Source organism: Njordella aestuarii (genome assembly GCF_056494165.1).
In genome coordinates, this window is sequence record NZ_CM151397.1 from 5,011,430 (window position 1) to 5,033,462 (window position 22,033).

Below are 22,033 nucleotides of genomic sequence, written 5' to 3' on the forward strand. Positions count from 1 at the left end.
TATGCCACTTAAAGTTGAACAAGAAGAAGCGCCAACCATTAACTTGACTAGCATGATCGACGTGCTGTTCTTGTTGATTATTTTCTTTATGGTTGGCACCAAGTTCAATGAAACAGAAAAACAGATAACACTGAACTTGCCAAAGGTCAGTAATGCGTCGGCGATGATTGCTGGCCCCGAGAATCGTATCGTGTCGATCGCTCGAGATGGTACCATAGCGCTCGATGGCAGACAGCTTCCCTTGAACCAGTTGACTGCTGAACTTCGTAAGCTCGCAACACAGTACGCTGATACCGCAGTCGATGTAAGAAGCGACGGTGATAACTCCGTTCAGAAGCTAACAGAGGTACTCGCAGCAGTAGAAAATGCTGGAGTGAGAAGAATCGGATTAAGAACAGCCGACAGTCAGCTTCCGCGAACTCGTTAGCGGGACTTGACTCATGCAATCACTTTACAGTCACATATACATTCTAAAGGCATTCCCTTACGAACTCGCGTCCAATGCCACTTGGTTTGTATCCGAGGTAGCCGTCAATTCGGTCTCACGGCCTTGGGCTGTCGTACTAGGCGTTATTTTTGCCGCAATCGCTGTGTCACTAGCGATCGCCTCGTATACCAAGTGGGGGCAAAGCAAGCCTCTTTCCAAGTGCGTGGCGCTTGCTGTACTCGCGCATGTTTGGTTGTTGATGTACGCCTACGGAACTCGGATTATTCATCCTGGTTATGGCAATGGAGCGGGGCAAGCACAAGTCGACTCGGATCGTTCATTGGCATTCGAGATGATGACACCGTTCTCCTCTCCAACCGAATCTCCCGAGATACTAGAGCCCCAGTCGGAACCAGACGCGAGCGAATCTGTACCGGAATGGGCTCGACCTACCTTCGCTGAACTCATCGATGAACTGCCGCAGCCAACTGTCGACACTGAAGCAGGGATGTCTACGCAGTTCGCAGACGTCCGACTGCAGGTGCCACCCGAATTGCTCCTTCCAACAGAAGAGCCAGCCTTGCCTCAGAAAACCGACCTCGAAGCGAAGACGGTCAAAGAGGTTCTGCCTGATAGCGAGCAACAGATTGCATCTGATTTCGAAGTTGAAGCGCAACAAACCGCGGGCATCGATACAGTCCAACCGCTGCCAATGAAAATCGATCGTCAACACTTACCACTGGAAAGCGCTGATGAGCCATCGGCAAGTCTGGTAAGTATTCATCGCGAGATTCCAGCTATCCAAAATCCAGATGCAATTGCGCCGCTGAACACTTCTGCAGCGACGCCGGAAATATATCAACTGCGTTTTTCGCCCAATCGCCTGCAGATAGCATTACAAAACGGTGGCGACGAGAGCTCTGAACAAGCGGTTAATGCAGCACTCGACTATTTGGCTCGTGTCCAGCAGCGCGACGGAAGCTGGAGTGCAATCTCTGGCGGCGCAGGTCGAGAGACAATGACTCTCGGAGAAAACCGTGGCGGTACGGGGGGCAAGGCTGACACAGCCATGACAGGTTTGGCTCTGCTCGCATTTTTAGGGGCGGGGCACACTCATCTGGAAGGGAACTACCGCGCAAACGTAACCGCAGGACTCGAATACTTGATCGCCTCACAGATGCATTCTGGAGATCTAGCGGGGCAAAGGCAAATTGGAAATACTCCAGACGTTCGTTATGCTCGCATGTACTCACATGGCATGGCGCTGCTGGCGCTGGCTGAATGTTATGCGGTAACGGCCGATGATCGACTTCACAAAGCGGTCGAACGAGGCTGCCGATACACGCTTTCGGCACAGAATCCCACCACAGGCGGGTGGCGATACGACGTACGTCAAACCGACGACCAGGGAGATCTAAGTCAGTTTGGCTGGCAAGCTTTAGCAATTCAATCATGTCGACGTGCGGGTGTTTCTGTCCCAGCTGATGTCATTACGAAGATGCATGGCTTCCTAGATCGCGTGGCGGCAGGAAACCATGGCGGACTCGCAGTGTACCGACCCGTGCGCGGCCAAGTTCCAACGGCGGCGATGACTGCCGAAGCACTAGCTTCCAAATACTTGCTGGGAAAACCGACTACTGCTGCGGCAAGACAAGAAGCGACCGCCATGCTGCTGAACAATTTACCGGGCAGGTCAGAGGAAAACTTTTACTACTTCTATTACGCAACTATCGCCATGTTCCAGCAACAAGGGCAGGGTTGGCAACAGTGGAACGCAGCAATGAAACCGCACCTAGTCACTTCGCAAATCACGCGAGGTGCAAACTCGGGCTCGTGGGATCCCAATTGCATCTGGGGCGGCTATGGTGGAAGGATCTACTCGACTGCCATGGCCTGCATGTGCTTGGAAGTCTACTACCGTTATCTTCCCATGTACGAACAGAGCACGATGCGGTAGTGTGACGTAGGATGACCTTTAGGTAAAGCTTGCGGGCTATCAATGTTTTGTACAAGTTGCCGATCGAAGCTGTCGATGGCGTAAGGAATGGTCGCGGTCGTCGCTATCCATTCGCTTCATGCACGAAAAACTCACAAGGCGTTATTGCAATGGACATTTCAAGCCTGGCTGCTTCTGCATCTGCCGTTAAACAATCGCAGGTTCGCAATCAAATCGATACCGCCATTGCAGCAAAGTCCCTGCAAGCGCAAAAGGATCAGGGTGAAGCGGCCGTAGAGATGATTAAGCAAGCTGCTCAAGTACAAGCATCTGGACGCGGAGTCGACATCAGAGCTTAGATTAACGCACCGCGTAAAAACGGCCAACTATGGAAGTGGTGCAACTGACTGCCATTGGTTCGATGCGGTCGGTGGCTGCGAAGTGGCTTGGAACGTTGCGGGCTGAACTTCGCTGATGGGCGTTGTTGTCAACTGGCTTGCGACAGGCGAAAACGGCACCGCCGGCTTGGCAGTCGCTGATGCGAGCGAAGTGCCGACTTCAGTACCAATCTGGCTGTACTGCCCCTGGACTTTGTACGAACCAGTGGCTGGCGGTGGCACGCGCATCGGCAGACCGCCATTTTGCAACATGGCCGCTCCGTTCTGACAGCCAGCGACTATAGCTACCAAGCTGCTGGTGACGATGATTCTTACTGTAGATTTCATGTGCACTCTTCCGAAAGACTGCCGTTCCGATCGGACATTCGACTTTCCCCACTGATCTGCACCTCGCATCGCAAGCAAGGCATCACAATCGCTGAGAATTCACGGAGCTTATTACTTTTGTGCCTTTGGTCACAAGAGGAATTTGTACGATCGAGACCATCGGTCATTGCGGTTCATGGTCGAATCCAGCACAATCGACTTTCGAAGATCCGATTTTCGCACGGTCCGTGAGTAGCGCGGAACGACAGATCAAAGCTAAAAGGTGATTAACAGTGTCAGGAACGACTCCTCCCAACCCCGCCAGCAGGAACATCGGCGACTTACTGCGAGAGTTTCGCGAACATCGCGATCGACTCAAAACCGAGATGGCAAAGGTCATCGTCGGACAGGACGAAGTCGTCGATCAACTATTTGCGGCGATTTTTATGCGTGGCCACTGCTTGTTGGAAGGAGTTCCGGGGCTTGCTAAAACTTTGATGGTCAGCACGCTAGCAAAGATCCTTGATGTCGGCTTTAAACGTATTCAGTTTACGCCCGACTTGATGCCGTCGGACATCACCGGCACCAACGTCATGGACGAAGACGAACATGGTCGGCGCCAGTTCCGCTTTGTCGAAGGCCCGATTTTCACCAATATTCTGCTCGCGGACGAAATCAATCGAACGCCGCCTAAAACGCAAGCCGCCCTGCTGCAAGCAATGCAAGAACGCGAGGTCTCGGTCGGCAATACAACGTACGATCTGCCAACGCCTTTCTTTACTATTGCGACGCAAAACCCGATTGAGCAAGAGGGAACGTATCCGCTCCCTGAAGCGCAACTGGATCGTTTCATGTTCAATATTAAGGTTGGCTATCCGACGCTCGAAGAAGAAGAACTGATCCTCACCAATACGATCCGCCCTGAAAAACCGGTCGCAGAAAAAGTGTTGTCCGCAAAGGCGATCCTGAACATTCAAAAACTCGTATCCAGCGTCGCGGTCAGCGAATTTGTCATCAAGTATTCGGCGGCATTGGTGCGAGCGACCCGTCCCCAAGATGCTGCTTCGCCGGCGTTCGTCAAAGAGCTGCTTGATTGGGGAGCTGGACCCCGCGCTGGCCAGTTCCTGTTGGCTGGTGGCAAAGCGATGGCTGCGATGGACGGCCGTTTCTCTGTTGCGATCGAAGACATTCGCAAGGTTGCTATACCTATTTTGCGGCATCGGCTGGCCACGAATTTTCAGGCGCAAGCAGATGGAATGACGCCCGAAAAAATTCTTGAGCGACTACTCAAAGAAGTCCCAGAACCAACTGTGGCAAAATTCAAGACGGCTTCGTCCCAACCGCCGGTGCAGAAATAATCGCACACGGCAGTTGGCACATTAGATCACGCGGGCGATCAAGCTTGGCGTAAGCAACAGTTCTTGTACTTCTTACCTGAGCCGCATGGGCATGGGTCGTTGCGTCCAACACGGTCGCTGGTACGACGAATCGGTTGCACTTTGGTGTCGCCTTCGCTTGACGCCGCATTACCGTAAGCGCTTCCATTACTGGACGCCGCTTGGCTTGGTTGCCCAGCAGATGGTGGTGGCAAGCTCTTGGCAATATCCTCGGTCGTCTCTGGCGTATCGTGGCGTTCCGAAGTTTGCCTTGGGCGGCGAGTTGGAGCGGTCACCGTCACGCCTGCCATGCGGAAAGCGACATCTGAGATGCGTTCGCCGACAGAGAGCCACATCTGTTCGAATAGCTTCATGCCTTCACGCTTGTACTCGACTTTTGGATCCATCTGTCCCATACCGCGGAAACTAACGGCGGAACGAAGGTGGTCCATTGCCAACAAGTGCGACATCCAAGTTTCGTCGAGCAGTCGGAGTAACATCTCACGCTCGGCACCGCGAATCTCTGGATAGTAGTGGTCGTCGATCGCTTGCTGTAGCTTGTAAGTGACGTGTTCGCGATTTAGACGTTGAAGATCTTCCAGCTTGCCTTTCCAGTCGAGCTTTTCAATCATCCAGGTTGCGAACGCTTCAAGCTTACCTGACTTGTCGCTCGCGTTCCGAGCCGTCATCTCTTCATCAACATTTTTGAACAGCTCTTCAATCTTCTCTAGCCCAACCACGTGCATCTGTTCCGCTTCCACAATCTGGCCGCGAGATGCTTCAAGCACTGGTTCGAAGTTTATTCGTTCGCTTTGCAGTAACGTTTCCGCAAGTTCTGGCCGCGAGAAACGGACAGCAAGCCACTGTGCAATATCGGGTGAAAGCGTAATTGCATCGTTGTTCTGCGAGCGAATTGCGAAGGTATTAAGTGCGGCTTCTAGCGGATATCGCACTTCGCGTTCACGATAAGCATCTTCGGCCGCTTTCCGCAATTGCTTTTTGATGTCAGCCGGCTCCAGGTGAACATCAACCGTAACATCAATGCTGAACTTGGCTCGCATCCAAGTCGACAGCATCTTTACTCCGTAGCCTTCTTCAAGGTACTGGGCGCCTTCACTCAGATCGATACCAGCAATGTAATCGCGAGACTTCTTGACAAGTTCTTCGTCGACTGAGTTTCGGTCGATCTTCTTTAGAGCGACTGCGTTATAGTTGGTCGCGTAGCGTGTGTTTGACCATTTTGCGAGCGCTTCATAATTCCATTCCGATTCTTCTTCGCCGTCTGGCAAATTTTCATCGATCGCGTCCATGATCTGAGTTTCGGCAGCGCGTTCCGCCAAGTCACGTGCATAGCTGCTCGCCGTATCAATGTCGACGCCTCGAAACTCTTTGGCATCTAACTGGCAGGCTAGCTTCGTGCTGGCAAACTTTGCAAACGACTCAGCGCCAAACAGTGGCGATACATAGATATCGACAGCTTGGTCGATCTGTTGTCGAATCTGTTCCAGGACCAACTTGCGGCAGCTAACGCCGTCTAGGATTTGCTGACGGTAACCGTACACACGTTTGCGCTGAAAGTCCATCACCTCGTCGTACTCGAGCAGATTTTTTCGTGCTTCGAAGTGACGCTCTTCGACTTTCTTTTGTGCCGCCGAGATTCGCTTGGAAACAAACGAGCTTTGGATCGCTTCTCCTTCACCCATGCCAAGCTTACCCATCCAAGCGCGGACCCAGTCTCCGGCGAAGATACGCATCAGGTCATCTTCAAGCGACAGATAGAATCGGCTTTCACCCGGATCGCCTTGGCGACCGCAACGACCGCGAAGCTGCAAGTCGATACGTCGACTTTCGTGGCGTTCGGTGCCGATAACCATCAGCCCGCCCAGTTCGCGAGCCTTGACGCCTTCGGCTTTCATGTTGTCGCGAACTTCGATTTCGCGAACCAGCGTATCCCACTCTTCCTTAGGCACTTCCAATCGTGTCGGATATTTGTCCTGCAACATTGCCCAAGCTTTTGTCTCGGGATTACCACCTAGGATAATGTCGGTACCACGACCAGCCATGTTCGTGGCGATCGTAACGCCACCGATTCGGCCAGCTTGTGCAACAATATCAGCTTCGCGTGAATGGTGCTTGGCGTTCAAGACCTGATGCGGGATACTGCGACGTTCCAGCAAGCTAGCAAGTCGTTCGCTCTTTTCGATTGAGACTGTACCGACCAAAATCGGGCGTCCCTTACGAAGCACTCGTTTAATTTTGCTTTGTTCAATCGTTTCGGACTTTGTCTCGTCTCGTTTACGGAACTCAACGCTTTCTTCTGTTTCCTTTTTGATTTCACCGACGATGTTGGTGCCATCTTTCATTTCCAACTGATCGAATTTGTGCATTGACTCGATGTCGTCGGCAACAGCTTTGTATTTCTCTTTCTCCGTCAAGAAGATAATGTCGGGTTGCTCGATTCGTTGCATACCTCGATTGGTCGGAATCGCAACAACATCCAACTTATACGTTTTGACGAACTCGTTTGCTTCCGTCATTGCCGTTCCCGTCATACCGGAAAGTTTACGGTATAACTTGAAGTAGTTCTGGAGCGTGATGGTCGCCAACGTTTGGTTTTCTTCTTTGATCTTGACCCCTTCTTTGGCTTCCACAGCTTGGTGCAAGCCATCGGACCATTGACGGCCTTCCATCAGTCGGCCAGTGAACTCGTCGACAATGATGATTGCGCCATCTTTGACAACGTAAGTTACATCAAGCTTGTAGAGGTAATGGGCCTTGAGAGCGTTGTCGATCAAGTGCGGCCATTCCATATTGCCCGCGGTGTAGAAGCTCTCGACGCCGGCTAGTTTTTCAGCCTTACGAACGCCTTCGTCTGTGAGATTAACCGTATGGTCTTTCTCGCTAACGATGAAGTCTTCGTGTTCCTTAAGCTGCCGAGCAACTTTGTCCGCCTCCAGATATTTTCCTGGGTCTTGGTGCGCCGGTCCGGAGATAATCAGCGGCGTACGTGCTTCATCGATCAAAATATTGTCGACTTCGTCGATGATTGCATAATGCAGCGGGCCCTGCGACTGTTGAAATTCCTTTGAAAATCGATCATCGCCGCGAGCAGCCAAGCGCATGTTATCTCGCAGATAATCAAAGCCGAGCTCATTGTTAGTTGCGTATGTAATGTCAGCCGCATACGCCGCCTGACGCTGCGCCGTAGGCATTCCGCTTTGGATGTTGCCAACGGTTAGACCAAGGCCCATGTAAAGCGGAGCCATCCATTCCATATCGCGGCGGGCAAGATAGTCGTTGACCGTGACGACATGGACGCCTTTGCCTTCCAAGGCATTGAGGTAAGCGGGCAGCGTCGCCACTAACGTTTTACCTTCCCCAGTCACCATTTCAGCGATGTTGCCGCTGTTGAGTACCATTCCGCCGATGAGCTGCACATCGTAGTGCTTCATCTTCAAAAAGCGGCGACCGCCTTCACGACAGACGGCAAAGGCTTCGACAAGAATGTCGGCGATCGTCTCACCGTTGACCAACCGCGCCTTAAACTTCGCAGTTTCTTCACGTAATTCTGCGTCGCTGAGAGCCATCGTGCGTGGCTCGAGCAGATTAATCTTCTGCACCAACTCCTGGTGCCGCTTAATTGTTCGGGCATTCGAAGTGCCAAAAATGCCGGTCAAACCGCGGCCGACGCCACTCATGACGCCGTTGACAACTGAATTCGTGCCCTCCCAAATGCGATCCAATAATTCCATAGTTTTCCGTTGGTCTTATATTACAGTTGCCACGCGTTCTAAATCGACAATGATTCAATCCGTCAGGGTATCGGGCTAGCGAAGTGCGGTCAACGTAGGTTTGCCCTTAGCTCTGCGGGCGTAGGGATTTAAGGTAAACAACCATCGCGCGTCTATGGCTGTAAAACTCGCGACGCAACTTTCAAAAGTTCGTCCGTCTCCTCTTCCAGAGGCCAATACGCGCGTTGGTTCCCCAGAAGTTTCAAGCGTCCATGATGCTTCCTGGACAGCTGTTCCATGCGACGATGATCGCCGTACGTAAACACCATATGGTCATCTTCCACGCCGATATACCGCGCTGACCACAAGGTGGCGTCGATGCGAAGCTGTGCAACCTCGAAAAGACGCTCTGTTTCCTTGGGAATTCGCCCAAAACGGTCGTGCAACTCCTGCCGCAGATCCGCAATGCTTTGCATGTCATCAATACGGCTCAGCCGACGGTAAAGATCGATTTTGTGCCGTATTTCAGGCACATAACTGCTGGAAATATAAGCCTCGATCGGCAAATTGACTTCGACGTCGATACTCAGCTTGGGCGGCTGGTGCTTAAGCTGGCGGACTGCGTTTTCGAGGAGTTGGCAATAGAGTTCGTAGCCAATCGCGGCAATATGCCCGCTTTGTTGCGTGCCCAATAAATTTCCCGCTCCGCGAATTTCCAGATCGCGCATGGCGATGCCAAAACCGGCACCGATCTGAGAATACTCCTCAATTGCATGCATTCGCCTCGCGGCATCCGGATTCAAATGCTTGTGCTTGTCTATCAGCAAATAACAATACGCTTGGTGCTTATAGCGTCCAACGCGGCCCCGCAACTGATGAAGTTCCGACAGCCCGTAATGATCTGCCTGGTCAACGAAAATGGTATTCGCATTGGGAATGTCGAGTCCGCTTTCAATAATTGTCGTAGCTAGCAAAATGTCATAGCGATGCTCGATAAAATCGACCATGACCCGTTCTAACTGTTGTTCTGGCATCTGGCCGTGACCAACTACGATCCTGGCTTCGGGAACGAGGCGTTGAAGTCGTGCGGCGAGAATTGGCATATCGTGTACCCGATTGTGGACAAAGAATATTTGCCCGCCGCGATTCAACTCGCGCAAGATCGCATTTCGCACCAAAGCATCATCGAAACGAATCACCTTCGTCTCCACAGACAGTCGTTCCTGAGGTGCTGTCTCTAGATTTGAGATGTCCCGCACCCCCAACAAGGACATGTGCAATGTACGTGGAATCGGAGTTGCGGAAAGCGTCAGCAGATCAATCTTGGTGCGTTGTTGCTTGAGCCGTTCTTTCATCGCCACGCCAAAACGTTGCTCTTCGTCGACGATCACCAATCCCAGATTGAACCAGTCGATGTCTTTGCCCACCAAACGACTTGTGCCGATCACGATATCGATCTGACCACCTGCAATCCGGCGCACGATTTCTTTTTCTTCAGTAGTTGAACAGAAGCGCGAAAGCCGAGCAATGTCGAATGGGAAATCAGCCATTCTCTCGCGGAAATTCTTGTAATGCTGCTCCGCAAGCACCGTGGTGGGCACGAGCACAGCAACTTGAAATCCGCTGTCAACCGCCTTAAACGCGGCGCGCATTGCAACTTCGGTCTTACCAAAGCCAACGTCGCCGCAAATCAGGCGGTCCATCGGCCGAGCCTGAACCATGTCATTTTTGGTGGCCGCCACTGCAGTTATTTGATCAGGAGTTTCCTCGTAGGGAAACGATCCTTCAAATTGCGATTGCCAGACTGTGTCGGGGGAAAATGCGATTCCCGGTTGGCTCCGGCGCTGAGCCTGCAGTTCCAGAAGATCAGCCGCCATATCAACAACTGCTTCCTCCGCCGCCTGCTTTTGACGCACCCAAGTCGCTGACCCAATTTTGGCTAGCTTGGGCTGCGATTTCGTGCCACCGATATAACGCTGAACCAAATCGATCTTGGTCGTCGGCACAAAAACTTTCGTACCTTCAGCAAACTCGATCTCCAAGTGTTCATGCTTTTGCCCCAACCGCTCGATTAACTTTAAGCCGCGGTAGATTCCGATGCCATGGGAAAGATGCACGACGTAATCGCCCGCTCGCAGTTCCAAGAAGCTGTCGATGGCCCGAGAAGACGCTTTCCTAGAGGACCGAGGCAAAGCAGTACGCTTGAGCAGTTGCGTCACCGTCAGCACCAAGGTGCCACCATCGGGAATCTCAAATCCGTGCGATAACATGCCCGTCTGAACAACTAACCTACGCTGCAGGTAAGCCTTGTTTGTGCTGAAAAGCTCCTGCATTCTCGCCATTTCCGGCTCATTAATGCAGACCACAATCGACTCTCTTCCGTCTGGCAAGGCGTCATCAATGCGGTTGGACAATTGCTCTAGGTCACCAGCTATGCGCTGCACATCTTTCAACGGACATTCAAAGATTGGCAGTTCTACGTCTGATTCCGCCAAGCCAACTAAATCAAGCCTAGCAAATGCCGCCAAACGGCTCAGTACATCCTCCGTGTTATGATAGCGATCAGGGAAAGGCACTCGTTGCAGAAATGCATCGGCAAGATGTTTAACTTGCACGGGCTCCAATGTACAAATACATGTATCCGCTGGAAGATAGTCCAGTAGCGTTGCCGATTGAATTTCGATCGGGCTGGTGGATGATAGAGAGACACTATCTAAACGTTCGACGCTGCGCTGCGATAGCGAATCAAAGGTGCGTATCGATTCAATTTCGTCATCAAACCATTCAAGGCGGACCGGATCTGGCGCATCCGGGGGATATACATCCAAAATCCCTCCCCGCACAGTAAACTCACCCGCGAATTGCACCGCTGTCGTCGAGATATAGCCTGACTCGAGCAACCACGCCCGCAGTTCGGTCATATCAACTGTTTGGTTCACATGCAAAATGCGTCGACCTTTGCCCAGTTCGGCAGGGGCTGGCACTCCGTGCATAATCGCTGGTAATGTCGTCAGCACTATGGGTTTGCCGCGATCCGGCTTTGTAGACGCCGTGTCCTCGAGCTTCTGAAGTAGCGATAACACTTGCAAACGCTGGAGCACTTCATTCTGCAGTAACGTTTCGGTCTGACCGTCGTCGCTGGCTTGCGGGAAAACGGTCACTGGCCCAGGCTGTAACGACATCAGATCCGCAGCCAATGTGTCCAGATCGGTGGGTTGTGGAAGTATGACCAGCACCGGACAGTCGGCGCTAACTTTCACGGCGGCAGCAAGCGGTGGCAGGGCTCCCAACCAAACTCGCTGTACCATAACGTGAGACCGCACCGACGATCGCTTCGATTTGTTTTCGCCAGAGAGATTCTTATAGCCAAGTCGGGTTAGTATTTGCCGAAAACTGGCGACTGCCCCAATCTCTTTGACGACAGCGTGCAGCGGGCTCGCTTTAGATTCCTCATGAGTCTTTGCTTGACCTGAGGACTGGCCGGATTCGATTTCGGGCGGATTAACAACTGAGACTCGAGCGGGCAGGGGGGGCGCAGGGGCGACCACCTTGGCTGTTTTGCGAGCCAGTGTTTTCTTGGCCGCTTGGGCCACGCGAGCTGCCCTCGCGGCTGGACCAGCGTCGTCGGATCGATCCTTCGTACTCACAGTTCCGCAGTATATCCGCCCTGCTAGCGCGTCGAATATGCCCTAAAAGCCTTGGCGCAAGAAAAAACGTTCGCCACTTCCCGCTGAAAATTGGAGTTGCGTGCTTTACTGCCCAAAAATCGCGGTTCCGGAGTCCCCGAGCGTTAAGCTTGCATTCGATAAAACCCGTACAGGTGTTCGTCGAGTGAAGAATCTGGTTTAGATAGCAAAGGTTGCCGATAAATGAAGTGACGATCAATTGCGCTATGGGACGGAATCTTGCGCATCAGATGCCAATCGATTCATTTCGTTCCACAAGCAGGAGTTCGCCATGACCTACCACGGTTCTTCTATTGAACAATCCGAAGAAATCCTGGAAGAAGTCCGCGCCATATCGGCGATGCGACGTGGAGTTGGATCTTCCGACCGTCCACAATCTCCGCTGGAAACTTACCTCCGCGAGATTAACGAGACCAAACTTCTCACCGCAGACGACGAAAAAATGTTGGCCCGGGCGATTGCCGAGGGTGACGTGATGGCCCGCGACCGCATGGTCCGCGCAAATCTGCGTTTGGTGGTAAACATCGCTCGCGGTTACGTCGGCAAAGGCCTTGCGCTGCAGGATTTAATTGAAGAAGGCAACCTTGGGCTGCTTCGAGCGGTCGAAGGGTTCGACCCGAACATGGGCACTCGGTTCAGTACTTATGCTAGCTACTGGATTAAGCAATCGATTAAGCGAGCGCTGATCAATTCGTCCAAAACGATCCGTATTCCGGCTTATATGGTCGAACTTTTGAGCAAATGGCGGCGTGCAACTGCGCGGCTGACCGAAGAACTTGGTCGAATGCCGACCCAGGAAGAAGTCGCCCGCGTGCTGGGCTTGCCGCGTAAGAAGTTGCCGATCATCAAAAAGGCGATCCAGATTCACAACGCGACGCCTCAGAGCGATCAATCGGACTCCGGCTGGTCATTGGGCGAAATGGTGATGGACGAACGACTCAAAAGCCCAGACGAAGAGTTGCTCGATCACGACGTGTTGACAACAGCGCTGGAACTTCTGGATGAGCTCGACAGCCGTGAAGCGACGGTGCTGCGGATGCGGTTTGGTCTGAATGATACAGCCCCACATACGCTCAAGGAAATTGGAGCCGAGCTTGGCTTAACTCGAGAGCGCGTCAGGCAGATCGAAACGGAAGCGCTTTCCAAGCTGGCCACTGGATTGAAAGATCCAAAGGAACGAATGGGGCTCGTCTAGGCTACCTTAGACACCAGCGTCCGACCGTAGTTGCCGCCCGGCAACCCGCTTTTCCAGAAGTTGGTTGCCCATAGCCGGGGCGGCGGAATCATCGCATTTTGCTGGACTTTCTGCACTTCTTCCCGGACTTCTTCGACAAAGAACTGGGCGATTGCTGCTATCGCAACCTGCCTTAGCATTTCTTTTGCACGCTCGCAAAAATAGTGGACTCGTTGCTCGCATCGAAGCGAGAAATCTTTGTGTGCTGGCTTGCACACAGATTCGAAAAGTTCGTGTATCTTATATCCGGTAACACTCGCAGAAGTTGATTTGAGCAGGCAAACTTGGATTTTTCTGTAAAAGTGTACCGGTGCGATATCTCCGGCTTCATTGTTGCTTCGCCGTTTTAAAATTTCCTTTTACGATGTTGTGGTAGGAAATTGCGACGGGCAAACCGGAATCCGACGGGCTTGATGTTTCACAATACTGGTTTGCGCCCTTAACAGCATTTCTGACACGCTAGAGCAAGCAGCAAGATATGACGAACGAGATGATGCCGTTTGTAGAACGGCTCGAGCAGAACATCGAATCCGTAGTTTTAGGAAAACATGATGTCGTAAAAATGGTTGTTGTTGCTTTGCTTGCGGGCGAGCATATTTTGCTGGAAGACGTGCCAGGCGTTGGTAAGACATTGATCGCCAAAGCGTTAGCCAAGAGTATTCATGGCGATTTCTCTCGTATCCAATTTACGCCCGACCTCTTGCCCAGCGACATCGTGGGCAGCAGCATTTACAACTCCAATACTGGTGAATTCACGTATTCGCCCGGCCCTGTTTTTGGCAACGTTGTTTTAGCCGACGAAGTCAATCGAGCTCCACCACGAACGCAGTCCGCTCTTCTTGAGTGCATGAGCGAAAGACAAGTCAGTGTGGATGGAACCGCTCACAAAGTTCCGACGCCTTTCCTGGTAATCGCAACGCAAAACCCCTTTGAATTCGAAGGGACTTATCTGTTACCAGAGTCTCAGTTGGACCGGTTCTTGCTGAGAATTGAAATTGGCTACCCGGAGCGATCGTATGAACGCAACATTTTGTTGACACATAATATGGGCGAACCGGTCGATCATCTCGAAAAAGTCGTCACTCTTGCGGAAGTTCTAAAGGCTCAGGAAGTCGTACGAACCGTCCGTTTTGAAGATTCCGTACTCGATTATATGCAAGACATTATCGATGCGACGCGAACGAGCAATGAATTGCAAGTTGGCGTCAGTACTCGAGGTGCTCTCGGTTACTATCGTGCGGCGCAAGCGTTGGCGACAACGAACGATCGAGATTACGTGACTCCCGACGATGTCAAGCAGTTGGCAATCCCGATCATCGCTCATCGAGTTGTTCCGCGCGGATTGGCGGCAGGTACTGACCGCAAGGCCGTCGAGATGATTGTGCGACGCCTGCTAGATACTGTCCGTGTTCCGGCTTAACATTGTAGTTTAGAAACCGAACCGTTCTCTCATTTGACGCGTGTGTGGCACAGCGGAGGCACTGGTGCAGTACGAAGGCCTTGCAAAATCCGCTAAAGACATTCCTGCGAATCCACCACGCGCAGCTGCCAGCCAATCGGCGTTACAGACGCGCGATGACTCAGGCGTGGCTAAGCAGCGCTTGCTTTCCGGGAACAAACAACCGCACCAGACACAAAACTCCGAACGCACCAAGTCTCGGAAGAAGTGGCGTTGGCAGCGGTTGTTCTTGAACCCGACAGGACGTATCAGAGCCAGATTAACGCGCGAAGGATATCAGTTTGTATTCTTGATGACTTTCTCGTTAATTGCAGCAATTATTCAGAACGTCAATCTCTTAGTGTTGCTAGCGGGAGCGCTGGGGGCCATGCTGTTTCTTCAGTGGCGGCTATGCACTCGAACACTTAATGGCCTCATCTTTACCAGAAATTTCCCAAGAGACATTGAAGCACGACGCCCGTTTACTATCGAAATTGTGATTACAAACCCGCGGCCTTGGCTGGGGGCTTGGTGGGTTGTTGCACACGAGAAAATTTCTTCTCGAAAAAAACGACGTAGTTCTCATGTCAGCACACAAACACTGATGGTTAACATCGAACGCACGCTCCCTAAAAGCAGCAGCTCGATCATGTACGATTGTCGTTGCCGGGTTCGAGGTGAGTACACTTTATCTAGACCTGAATTGTCGACCCGGTTCCCAATCTCACTAATGCGCGGAATTCGCTCGGTCGGCACAGACAAAAAGTTCCTGGTACATCCCACAGCGGGGCAGATGGAGTCGAACTGGCGCGAGGCGCTGGAACTTCCAAGACTCGGTCAGCAAGAGCGTCGGTTGGCGATGAGTGGAGGTGATGGCGAATTCTTCGGACTTCGCAGTTACCGCAAGGGCGACGCTATGCGTTTGATTCACTGGCGCAGCAGTGCCAAAAAGAACGAGTTGCTAGTCCGTCAGTTTGAACGTCAGGAAAATTTCGAATTGGCAATCGTTCTAGACCTTACGGAACCCTACCGCGCCGATTGGAAGTCGGTCGCGAACAATGCTCGCAACGGTCAACCCGATCCAACAGACGAATATGCCGACATCGCTATTGAACTGGCGACGACGATGGCCAGGAGCATTGTTCAGCAACAATCGGGTAGCGTCCGGTTCAGCATTGCGGACGGTGCCACAAACCAGCAATTCCGCTTGAGCTCGACGGCCCAAATGGCATCCTTACTCGATCGTTTGGCAACAGCAGAATCAAGCAACAAGTCTAACTTTGATACAGTCCTGCAAGAGTCATTGCTGGCGGTATCCCGCAGCACACCAACGATAGTTATTAGCCTGCGGAGCCAACGTGATTCCCAGATCGATAAATTACAAGCGCTCACTGACGTTTCATCGCGATTGACTAACTTGCGATGGGTCAATACGACGAATCAAGAGTGGGTACGGCTATTCCGAAGAGGCTTCCTCCATGAAGCGTGATCCTAGACTCGTTCGGCTGACTATTAATTTTGCGATCCTTGCTTTCATCGCGTCTTGCCTGATTGGTATTGGCCAGCGATCGAGCACGCCACCGCTTGTCATCGGTTGTGCACTTGCCGTTTCACTTGTTGTTACCGACTGGCTTCAGATTGTTCGGCTCCCACGCCTGCTTTCCTATTTGGCAATGCTGGTGGGTGCGTTGACAGCGATGGGCGAATTCTTTTTCGTCAAACAAATCGATCAGCTGACCGCTGTCGCAAAGCTGCTGATCTACGTTCAAGTCGGACTGATGTTCCAGGCGAAGGATCGTCGCGTCTTCGAGCAGTGGGGCATCTTTCTGTTATTGGAGATGATTGTTGCCTCGTTAGTAAATGACAACTTGCTATATGGCGTCTTGCTGATCCCCGTTTTGCTCATAGGCTGCGCGACCCTATTTGCATTCGCATCGTATCTTAGCAACCTCGGCTCGGGCGCAGTGGGTGTGGAATCAAATTCAGTTTACGCCAAACTGATGCGTTGGGCAGGTCGCGAGCATGTGTTGAGTTCAGATTCCGCTGTGCTCGCTTCCGCTGGAATTACGATGCGCCTATCCAATTCGGTCGCAGACGATGAAGTGTTGAGTGGTACTTACGTTGGCATTCGCCGCGTCGTTCCGTTCGTTTTCAGCGTTTTGGTTTTTGCGGCATCGTTTTTCTACATTCTGCCGCGACTGCAAAGCGGTGCTTACGACAGCGTGGGCTGGCATAGGCAGGCTGTGGGCTTCTCTGGCGAAGTCACTCTGGATGACGTTGGCGAACTTTTGGAAACGAACGCCATTGCATTAAAAATCCGCTTCATTGATGTTGCCAGAGATCGTGATTTCCAACCAATCGAACCTCCTTACATTCGCGGTTCGCTCTGTCACACGTACATGGGTGATGGAAAGTGGAAAACGATCGACAAAGGAATGAATCAAACATTCTTAAAAGCAGACACCCCTAGTCCACTCAGCATAAAGCGGCAAATGCGTGAAAAGAGTGACCCGATCGAAGTGGTCATCGAAGAGCAGACACCATTTGACGATGCTACTTTCGGCCTGCCACCATTTTCTAAAGCGAGTCCCTCGAATCTGCAAATCGGTTCGAGTGATACTCCACCCGAGTTAGTCGCTTACGATTGGCGAATGATTGATCCCAATCGCTCCAACAGACGAAAGCTGAAATATCGCTTCCGCACCTATGCCTTCGAAAACGGCCGTCAGTTACGCACGTTACCCGTTTTATCCGATTGCCTTGAAAAAGTTGCCGTTGATTCTGCGTTGAAGACTGCCTCTAGCTTTCACCTCGCCCACCTCGCAAAAATTGAAACGGATATCTTCCCAAAGCTACTCGCTTTACGGGACCGAATCTTAGAAAAAGATCGCTCTGATAACCCAGTCAACAAAGTGCTGATGCTGGAGGACTACTTAGCCGCCTCCGGTGAATTCAAATATTCTCTCGCTCCAAGTCCTAATCGTCAGATCGAAGTCGATCCGATCGAAGACTTTGCCGGCAATCACAAGAGCGGTCATTGCCAATATTTCGCATCGACCATGGCCATGTTCTTGAGATCGATGGATATCCCGTCACGCATTGTGCTGGGGTTTCGCCCGAGCGACTTCAACGGCACCGGGATGTATTTCCTAGTTCGCCAAAAACACGCTCACGCTTGGGTTGAAGCGTACTTGCAGAAAGAGGACCTCTTGGCAGCGGGTATCGACGTCCCTGATAGCGTAGAATCTGGAGCTTGGCTTCGCCTAGATCCAACTCCACCCGGAGAGGGTTCGAACGCCGGTGGTTCTATCAGGTCGAATCAGGGGCAATTCGAGTCACTACAGCAACTCTGGCAAGACTATGTCATGAACGTTGATAATTCCAATCAACCGCAGATGTTGCAATTCTTTACCGTCGAAGGCAACGGCTCCTTTGCCCAAATCTGGCGTAACATTGAACAGACAATTCTGTCGCTGCAAAACAACCAGCTAGTCGGCGGTCTATTGTCGCCCGACCAGTGGTTTTCATGGCAAGCTGCGGTACTACTTTCTCTGTTATCAATCGTCGGTTTCGTAGCCTACAAAGCCTTTGAATACGTTATGAGAAAGTTCTCACTGTTTGGCTGGAAATCTCGCGAACTACAAAATGGACGTCACGTCGAATCGAACTTTTATCGTCGAATTGTCCGCGCATTAGCTCGTCTGAACTTGCGTCGCAAACCAAATCAGACTCCACTCGAGTTCGCGAACGACGCCATGCAATATTTTGCTCAACGTCCTGATCAATTTCCGGGAGCTCCGCCCGAGCTCGAATTCTTGACGGGAATTTATTATCGATTACGCTTCGGCTTCGATGTCGCTTTGCAAGAACAAGACTGGCAGCGAATTGAGCAAGCTACCAAGACGCTAGAATTGCTTGCTTCCCCCAAAAACCGTAGCCGGCGCGGCGAAAGTCAGCTCAACGGACATCCCAAATCTGCCCAGGAAATGCAAAATTGAAAGTCCGATCCGACGAACTTGACGTAATTCGAGTACCGCTGCATACATTGCCGACTGTATCGAGCTTTAGAAATGCCATCGTCTTTGTTGAAAATTTGGTTGGATGATTATTGCGATTGATGGTCCTGCCGGTGCAGGCAAAAGTTCGATATCAAAGAGACTGGCCCAAGAGCTGAGTTTTAATTTTCTCGACACTGGGGCGATGTATCGCGTCGTGACTCTGGCATGCTTGCGAGCGGAAATCGATTTGAGCAATGAAACGGCAATTGCCGCGTGTGCCGCCGCATGCTCGATTCAGTTGGATGCCGAGAAGGTCTACTTAAATGGCGAGAACGTATCAGACCTGATTCGAACGCCAGAAATCAGTCGCTCGATCCGCGCAATCGCCGACAACCAAGGTGTTCGACAACAACTGGTTCGACAACAACGTGAGATTGTCGGACAACGTGACTTTGTTACCGAAGGGCGCGATCAAGGCACGGTTGCCTTTCCAAATGCTGACTGCAAGATATTTTTGACGGCATCGCCTATCGAGCGTGCTTCACGACGCCAAGCGCAATTGGCGATGGCTGGAATTCATATGGAGCTGGAAGCGATACTTGCCGATCAAGATCAACGCGACGCAGAAGATACTACGCGTGTACATGGTAATTTGGCCGTTGCTTCCGATGCAATCTACGTGCATACCGACGGCATGCAGGAAGACGAAGTGGTTCAACGCCTTGTGGAAATAGTACAAGGTCACTCCCGCACGTAACAGCAACCGACGAGCTTCGATCTCTTCTCTCTTTCCTAAAGTTAATCTCATGGAACCTGCTGGCAAAGCTACTCAATTCTTAAAGTCCAGCTTTTACTACGCGGTTCGCGGTATTTCGCGGTTGCTGGCAATCCTGCTGCTCGACTATCGAATACATGGGCAGGAACGAATGCCAAGCGAAGGTGCCGTGATGATCTTGTCGAATCATCAATCATTGCTTGACCCAGTATTGGTAGGGATCCTCTTTGACCGCAAACTCGAATATCTTGCAAAAAAGTCGTTGTTTAAAAACCCTTATTTTGGATTCTTAATCCGTGCGCTTGATGCAATTCCAATCGATCGCGAGCGAGGAGGTTTGGAAGGGTTGAAGATGATGATGCAGCGGATGAAAGATGGCCGCGCCATGCTGATTTTTCCAGAAGGTACTCGGTCACGCGACGGCGAACTTTTACCGATCAAGGGCGGATTCATCGCAGTTGCGCGACGCAGCAATGCGACCCTTTTGCCAGTCGCTATCGCTGGTGCTCACGAAGTCATGCGTTTAGGTTCTTTCTTACCCAGCCGACAAAGCGTTGCTGCCACTGTCGGCGAACCTATCCTGCCCGAGTCGTATAAGCAGATAAGCGACGATCAATTAATCCTGCTTGTCTCGGGAGCAATCCGCGGCTGCTGGGAGGACGCGAACAGACTCCGTGCTGGCAAACGCTAGCGTGCTGGGTGCCCACGTCATCCGCCAGTCAACTTCCGCCGCTGCAAATCCATCACTGCCGTGCCAAAACAGCAGTGACACCGAATGAACAGTGGGGGGCGAAATATTAGCGACCACGCTTTGCAGCGACGGGCTTCGCCTTTGACTTGCCAGCCTTGGCGGCTGGTTTCGCAGCAGGTTTCGCTAGTTGAACTGATTTCGTTACAGGCTTTGCAGTCGCTTTAGCCTTGGCCGCAGCAGGTTTTACGGAGGCAGGTTTGGCTGCTGAAACAGCCACAGCCTTCGGCTTGGTCGTCGCCTTCGCCTTGGTCAACATTTTTGGCTGCGCGGCCTTCTGTTTGCCGACCGATGCGCCAGCATCCTTCTTCGCCTTCTTTCCACCGAAAGCAGCGTCCCAGCCAGTTGAATATTTCGCGTTCGTTCCGACTCGTGTAATTGTCACGATACTACCCCAAAGCAGTTAGAGTTTTAATATTGGACATCGTCCAGAAGCTTTGCCGCCAACTGCGAAGGATCGAAGCAGGATGTCTCGCTGGTGAGCCGAATGGTCTATTCGTAAGCTCACTCAATGGCGGCACAATGCAAAGAGTACACGCGCGCAGAGTTGACGGTCAAGAGCTTGCCTGCTACTTGCGAGCAACTTCTTCACCCGATTTATTGGCAGGACTCTGACGATAAGCTGCCATCAGCTAGACTCTAGACGCAACCATTTGTTTGGAAAAACGCTTGCGACTAGCTGAATGCATGTGGATGTCCCGTGTGCATCCACAATCCCAATCCTGGATCATTCAAGAAGTAAAACGGCTCGCCCGATTTTGAAGTCTGCCAACCATCGGCCAGCCCGACGCACCCGAATTCGTCGAGCATTTCCTGGGACGACGCATGCTCGTAGCGAACGCTGCGGATCAAATCACCGGCCATCGCGTCGGTCGCATAGACAACTTCAAATCGATTTTCTGTGGAGCCGTGGATCAAATGCGCAGCGGCACTTAAGTTTGCTCTCAGGTCGTCATGATTTTTAACCGCATCTAGCACTTCAGGAGTCGTCATGTAACCGAATTTCCGAATCAGCCGATCTACCTCAGGATCTTCCCCAAACGTTTTCACACCTGGAGCGACAATCACCAGACGGCCCCCCTGACCAATCAACATGCGGGTTCGGTAGATAGCTTTGTTGGCGATCCAAGTTTTGGAATATTTGTCTGGTTGCATGTACACAACCACCGTCCGGGGCGCAGTCTCTTCACGATAGCAATTGACCTTGGCCGACAAGGCTCCGGCTTGCTCGAAAACGTCGTGGCTGTCGCCAATATAAAGCCCGCGCATCACCTTGGTGCCATCGGGTTGCGATTCGATAACTGTCAGGATGTAAACGATCGGCAGATCCTGGCAGTATCGGTCCGCAGCTTCGTTCAAGATGCGGCGCAAAGGTGTATCACAGCGTCCCATGACGCGTTCCATGCCGTAAATGGCGCTTAGGTAGTGGCTTTCATTGATGCCTTCCGGGCCGCCCACCCCAACGAACACGTTTTTTGTGTAGTTTGCCATCCCAATCACCTCGTGCGGGACGACTTGACCAATCGAAACAATAAGATCGTAACCACCCTCTAGCAGTAATCGATTGGTCTGCGCTTTCCAAGGCTGATCGTACGCGCCTTCCGTAACCTGAGAAACGTAGTCGCTTTCAATCGTGCCTAAAGTCACCACGTCGTCGCGCCAACGGTGTGGTCGCACCAACGATTTGGGCGTTCCGGGAAACATTTTGTCGAGCTGTTTGTCGGTCATCGGCTCGTGCGTGCCAAGCGCCGGCATTACGTCGGTCAACCGATCGCCCAAAATCTGATAGCTCATATCGGTAAGTTCACCCGCCCGCGAATCAAAACGCGTTTGATCAGGCGGCAACGCTAGAACTTTCCGCGGGCTTAATCTATCGTAGAACTCCGTGAGAACTTTTCGAATCTGTTCTGAATCAAGAACAACGTCGGTACCACCCTGTGCGAAGTAAATTGTCATCGTTTATAACTTTAGCAAACTAGT

16 protein-coding genes are annotated in these 22,033 nt (G+C 51.9%); 10 read left to right on the plus strand and 6 right to left on the minus strand.

All coding sequences use genetic code 11. From position 1 onward, the window contains the following. The first annotated feature begins 1 nt into the window (after position 1). The 3 genes from SH451x_RS19760 to SH451x_RS19770 all read left to right on the plus strand — a co-directional run bounded on the left by SH451x_RS19760 (position 2) and on the right by SH451x_RS19770 (position 2,722). Positions 2-427, plus strand: a complete 426-nt coding sequence (locus SH451x_RS19760; protein WP_479358793.1) for an ExbD/TolR family protein — start codon at positions 2-4, stop codon at positions 425-427. 13 nt (positions 428-440) lie between these two features. Continuing rightward, complete coding sequence (locus SH451x_RS19765; protein WP_479358795.1) at positions 441-2,384, plus strand: prenyltransferase/squalene oxidase repeat-containing protein; 1,944 nt, start codon at positions 441-443, stop codon at positions 2,382-2,384. 149 nt (positions 2,385-2,533) lie between these two features. Then, the gene (locus SH451x_RS19770) at positions 2,534-2,722 is read left to right on the plus strand and encodes a hypothetical protein (RefSeq protein WP_479358796.1); all 189 of its coding nucleotides are present in this window, start codon (positions 2,534-2,536) and stop codon (positions 2,720-2,722) included. A gap of 27 nt (positions 2,723-2,749) precedes the next feature. On the opposite strand, the gene SH451x_RS19775 is transcribed toward SH451x_RS19770, so the two are convergent. Then, positions 2,750-3,088, minus strand: coding sequence for a hypothetical protein (locus tag SH451x_RS19775; RefSeq protein ID WP_479358797.1), 339 nt, complete (start codon positions 3,086-3,088; stop codon positions 2,750-2,752). A gap of 365 nt (positions 3,089-3,453) precedes the next feature. On the opposite strand from SH451x_RS19775, the gene SH451x_RS19780 reads away from it, so the two are divergent. Continuing rightward, entirely contained in the window at positions 3,454-4,425 is a 972-nt protein-coding gene (locus SH451x_RS19780; RefSeq protein ID WP_479362921.1) for an AAA family ATPase, read from the plus strand. A gap of 38 nt (positions 4,426-4,463) precedes the next feature. On the opposite strand, the gene secA is transcribed toward SH451x_RS19780, so the two are convergent. Continuing rightward, complete coding sequence (gene secA / locus SH451x_RS19785; protein ID WP_479358799.1) at positions 4,464-8,195, minus strand: preprotein translocase subunit SecA; 3,732 nt, start codon at positions 8,193-8,195, stop codon at positions 4,464-4,466. A 152-nt stretch (positions 8,196-8,347) separates the two neighbouring features. Continuing rightward, positions 8,348-11,821, minus strand: coding sequence for a transcription-repair coupling factor (mfd, locus tag SH451x_RS19790; RefSeq protein WP_479358800.1), 3,474 nt, complete (start codon positions 11,819-11,821; stop codon positions 8,348-8,350). Between the two features lie 310 nt (positions 11,822-12,131). Between mfd and SH451x_RS19795 the strand changes: the two genes are divergently transcribed. Beyond that, positions 12,132-13,055 carry a sigma-70 family RNA polymerase sigma factor gene (locus SH451x_RS19795; protein WP_479358801.1) on the plus strand — a complete coding sequence of 308 codons (924 nt, stop codon included), beginning with the start codon at positions 12,132-12,134 and terminating at the stop codon, positions 13,053-13,055. On the opposite strand, the gene SH451x_RS19800 is transcribed toward SH451x_RS19795, so the two are convergent. Further along, entirely contained in the window at positions 13,052-13,234 is a 183-nt protein-coding gene (locus SH451x_RS19800) for a hypothetical protein (RefSeq protein WP_479358803.1), read from the minus strand. The genes SH451x_RS19795 and SH451x_RS19800 overlap by 4 nt on opposite strands. A gap of 338 nt (positions 13,235-13,572) precedes the next feature. Here SH451x_RS19800 and SH451x_RS19805 point away from each other — a divergent pair, with 338 nt between their 5' ends. The 5 genes from SH451x_RS19805 to SH451x_RS19825 all read left to right on the plus strand — a co-directional run bounded on the left by SH451x_RS19805 (position 13,573) and on the right by SH451x_RS19825 (position 19,996). Continuing rightward, a complete protein-coding gene (locus tag SH451x_RS19805; protein WP_479358805.1) occupies positions 13,573-14,514 on the plus strand; it encodes an AAA family ATPase in 942 nt (313 codons plus the stop codon). Positions 14,515-14,578: 64 nt separating this feature from the next. Beyond that, positions 14,579-16,021: a DUF58 domain-containing protein gene (locus tag SH451x_RS19810; protein ID WP_479358807.1), complete on the plus strand. Its 1,443-nt coding sequence runs from the start codon at positions 14,579-14,581 to the stop codon at positions 16,019-16,021. Further along, the gene (locus SH451x_RS19815; protein WP_479358808.1) at positions 16,011-18,530 is read left to right on the plus strand and encodes a DUF4129 domain-containing transglutaminase family protein; all 2,520 of its coding nucleotides are present in this window, start codon (positions 16,011-16,013) and stop codon (positions 18,528-18,530) included. Before SH451x_RS19810 ends, SH451x_RS19815 begins: the two co-directional genes overlap by 11 nt. 103 nt (positions 18,531-18,633) lie before the next feature. Continuing rightward, entirely contained in the window at positions 18,634-19,287 is a 654-nt protein-coding gene (cmk, locus tag SH451x_RS19820) for a (d)CMP kinase (protein ID WP_479358809.1), read from the plus strand. 49 nt (positions 19,288-19,336) lie between these two features. Next, positions 19,337-19,996: a lysophospholipid acyltransferase family protein gene (locus tag SH451x_RS19825; RefSeq protein ID WP_479358810.1), complete on the plus strand. Its 660-nt coding sequence runs from the start codon at positions 19,337-19,339 to the stop codon at positions 19,994-19,996. A gap of 106 nt (positions 19,997-20,102) precedes the next feature. On the opposite strand, the gene SH451x_RS19830 is transcribed toward SH451x_RS19825, so the two are convergent. Together SH451x_RS19830 and SH451x_RS19835 are read right to left on the minus strand one after the other, a co-directional pair. Continuing rightward, positions 20,103-20,438 carry a hypothetical protein gene (locus tag SH451x_RS19830; RefSeq protein WP_479358811.1) on the minus strand — a complete coding sequence of 112 codons (336 nt, stop codon included), beginning with the start codon at positions 20,436-20,438 and terminating at the stop codon, positions 20,103-20,105. A 290-nt stretch (positions 20,439-20,728) separates the two neighbouring features. Beyond that, on the minus strand, positions 20,729-22,009 hold the full coding sequence (locus SH451x_RS19835) for a nickel-dependent putative hexonate epimerase (protein WP_479358812.1): 1,281 nt from the start codon (positions 22,007-22,009) through the stop codon (positions 20,729-20,731). Positions 22,010-22,033: the final 24 nt, after the last annotated feature.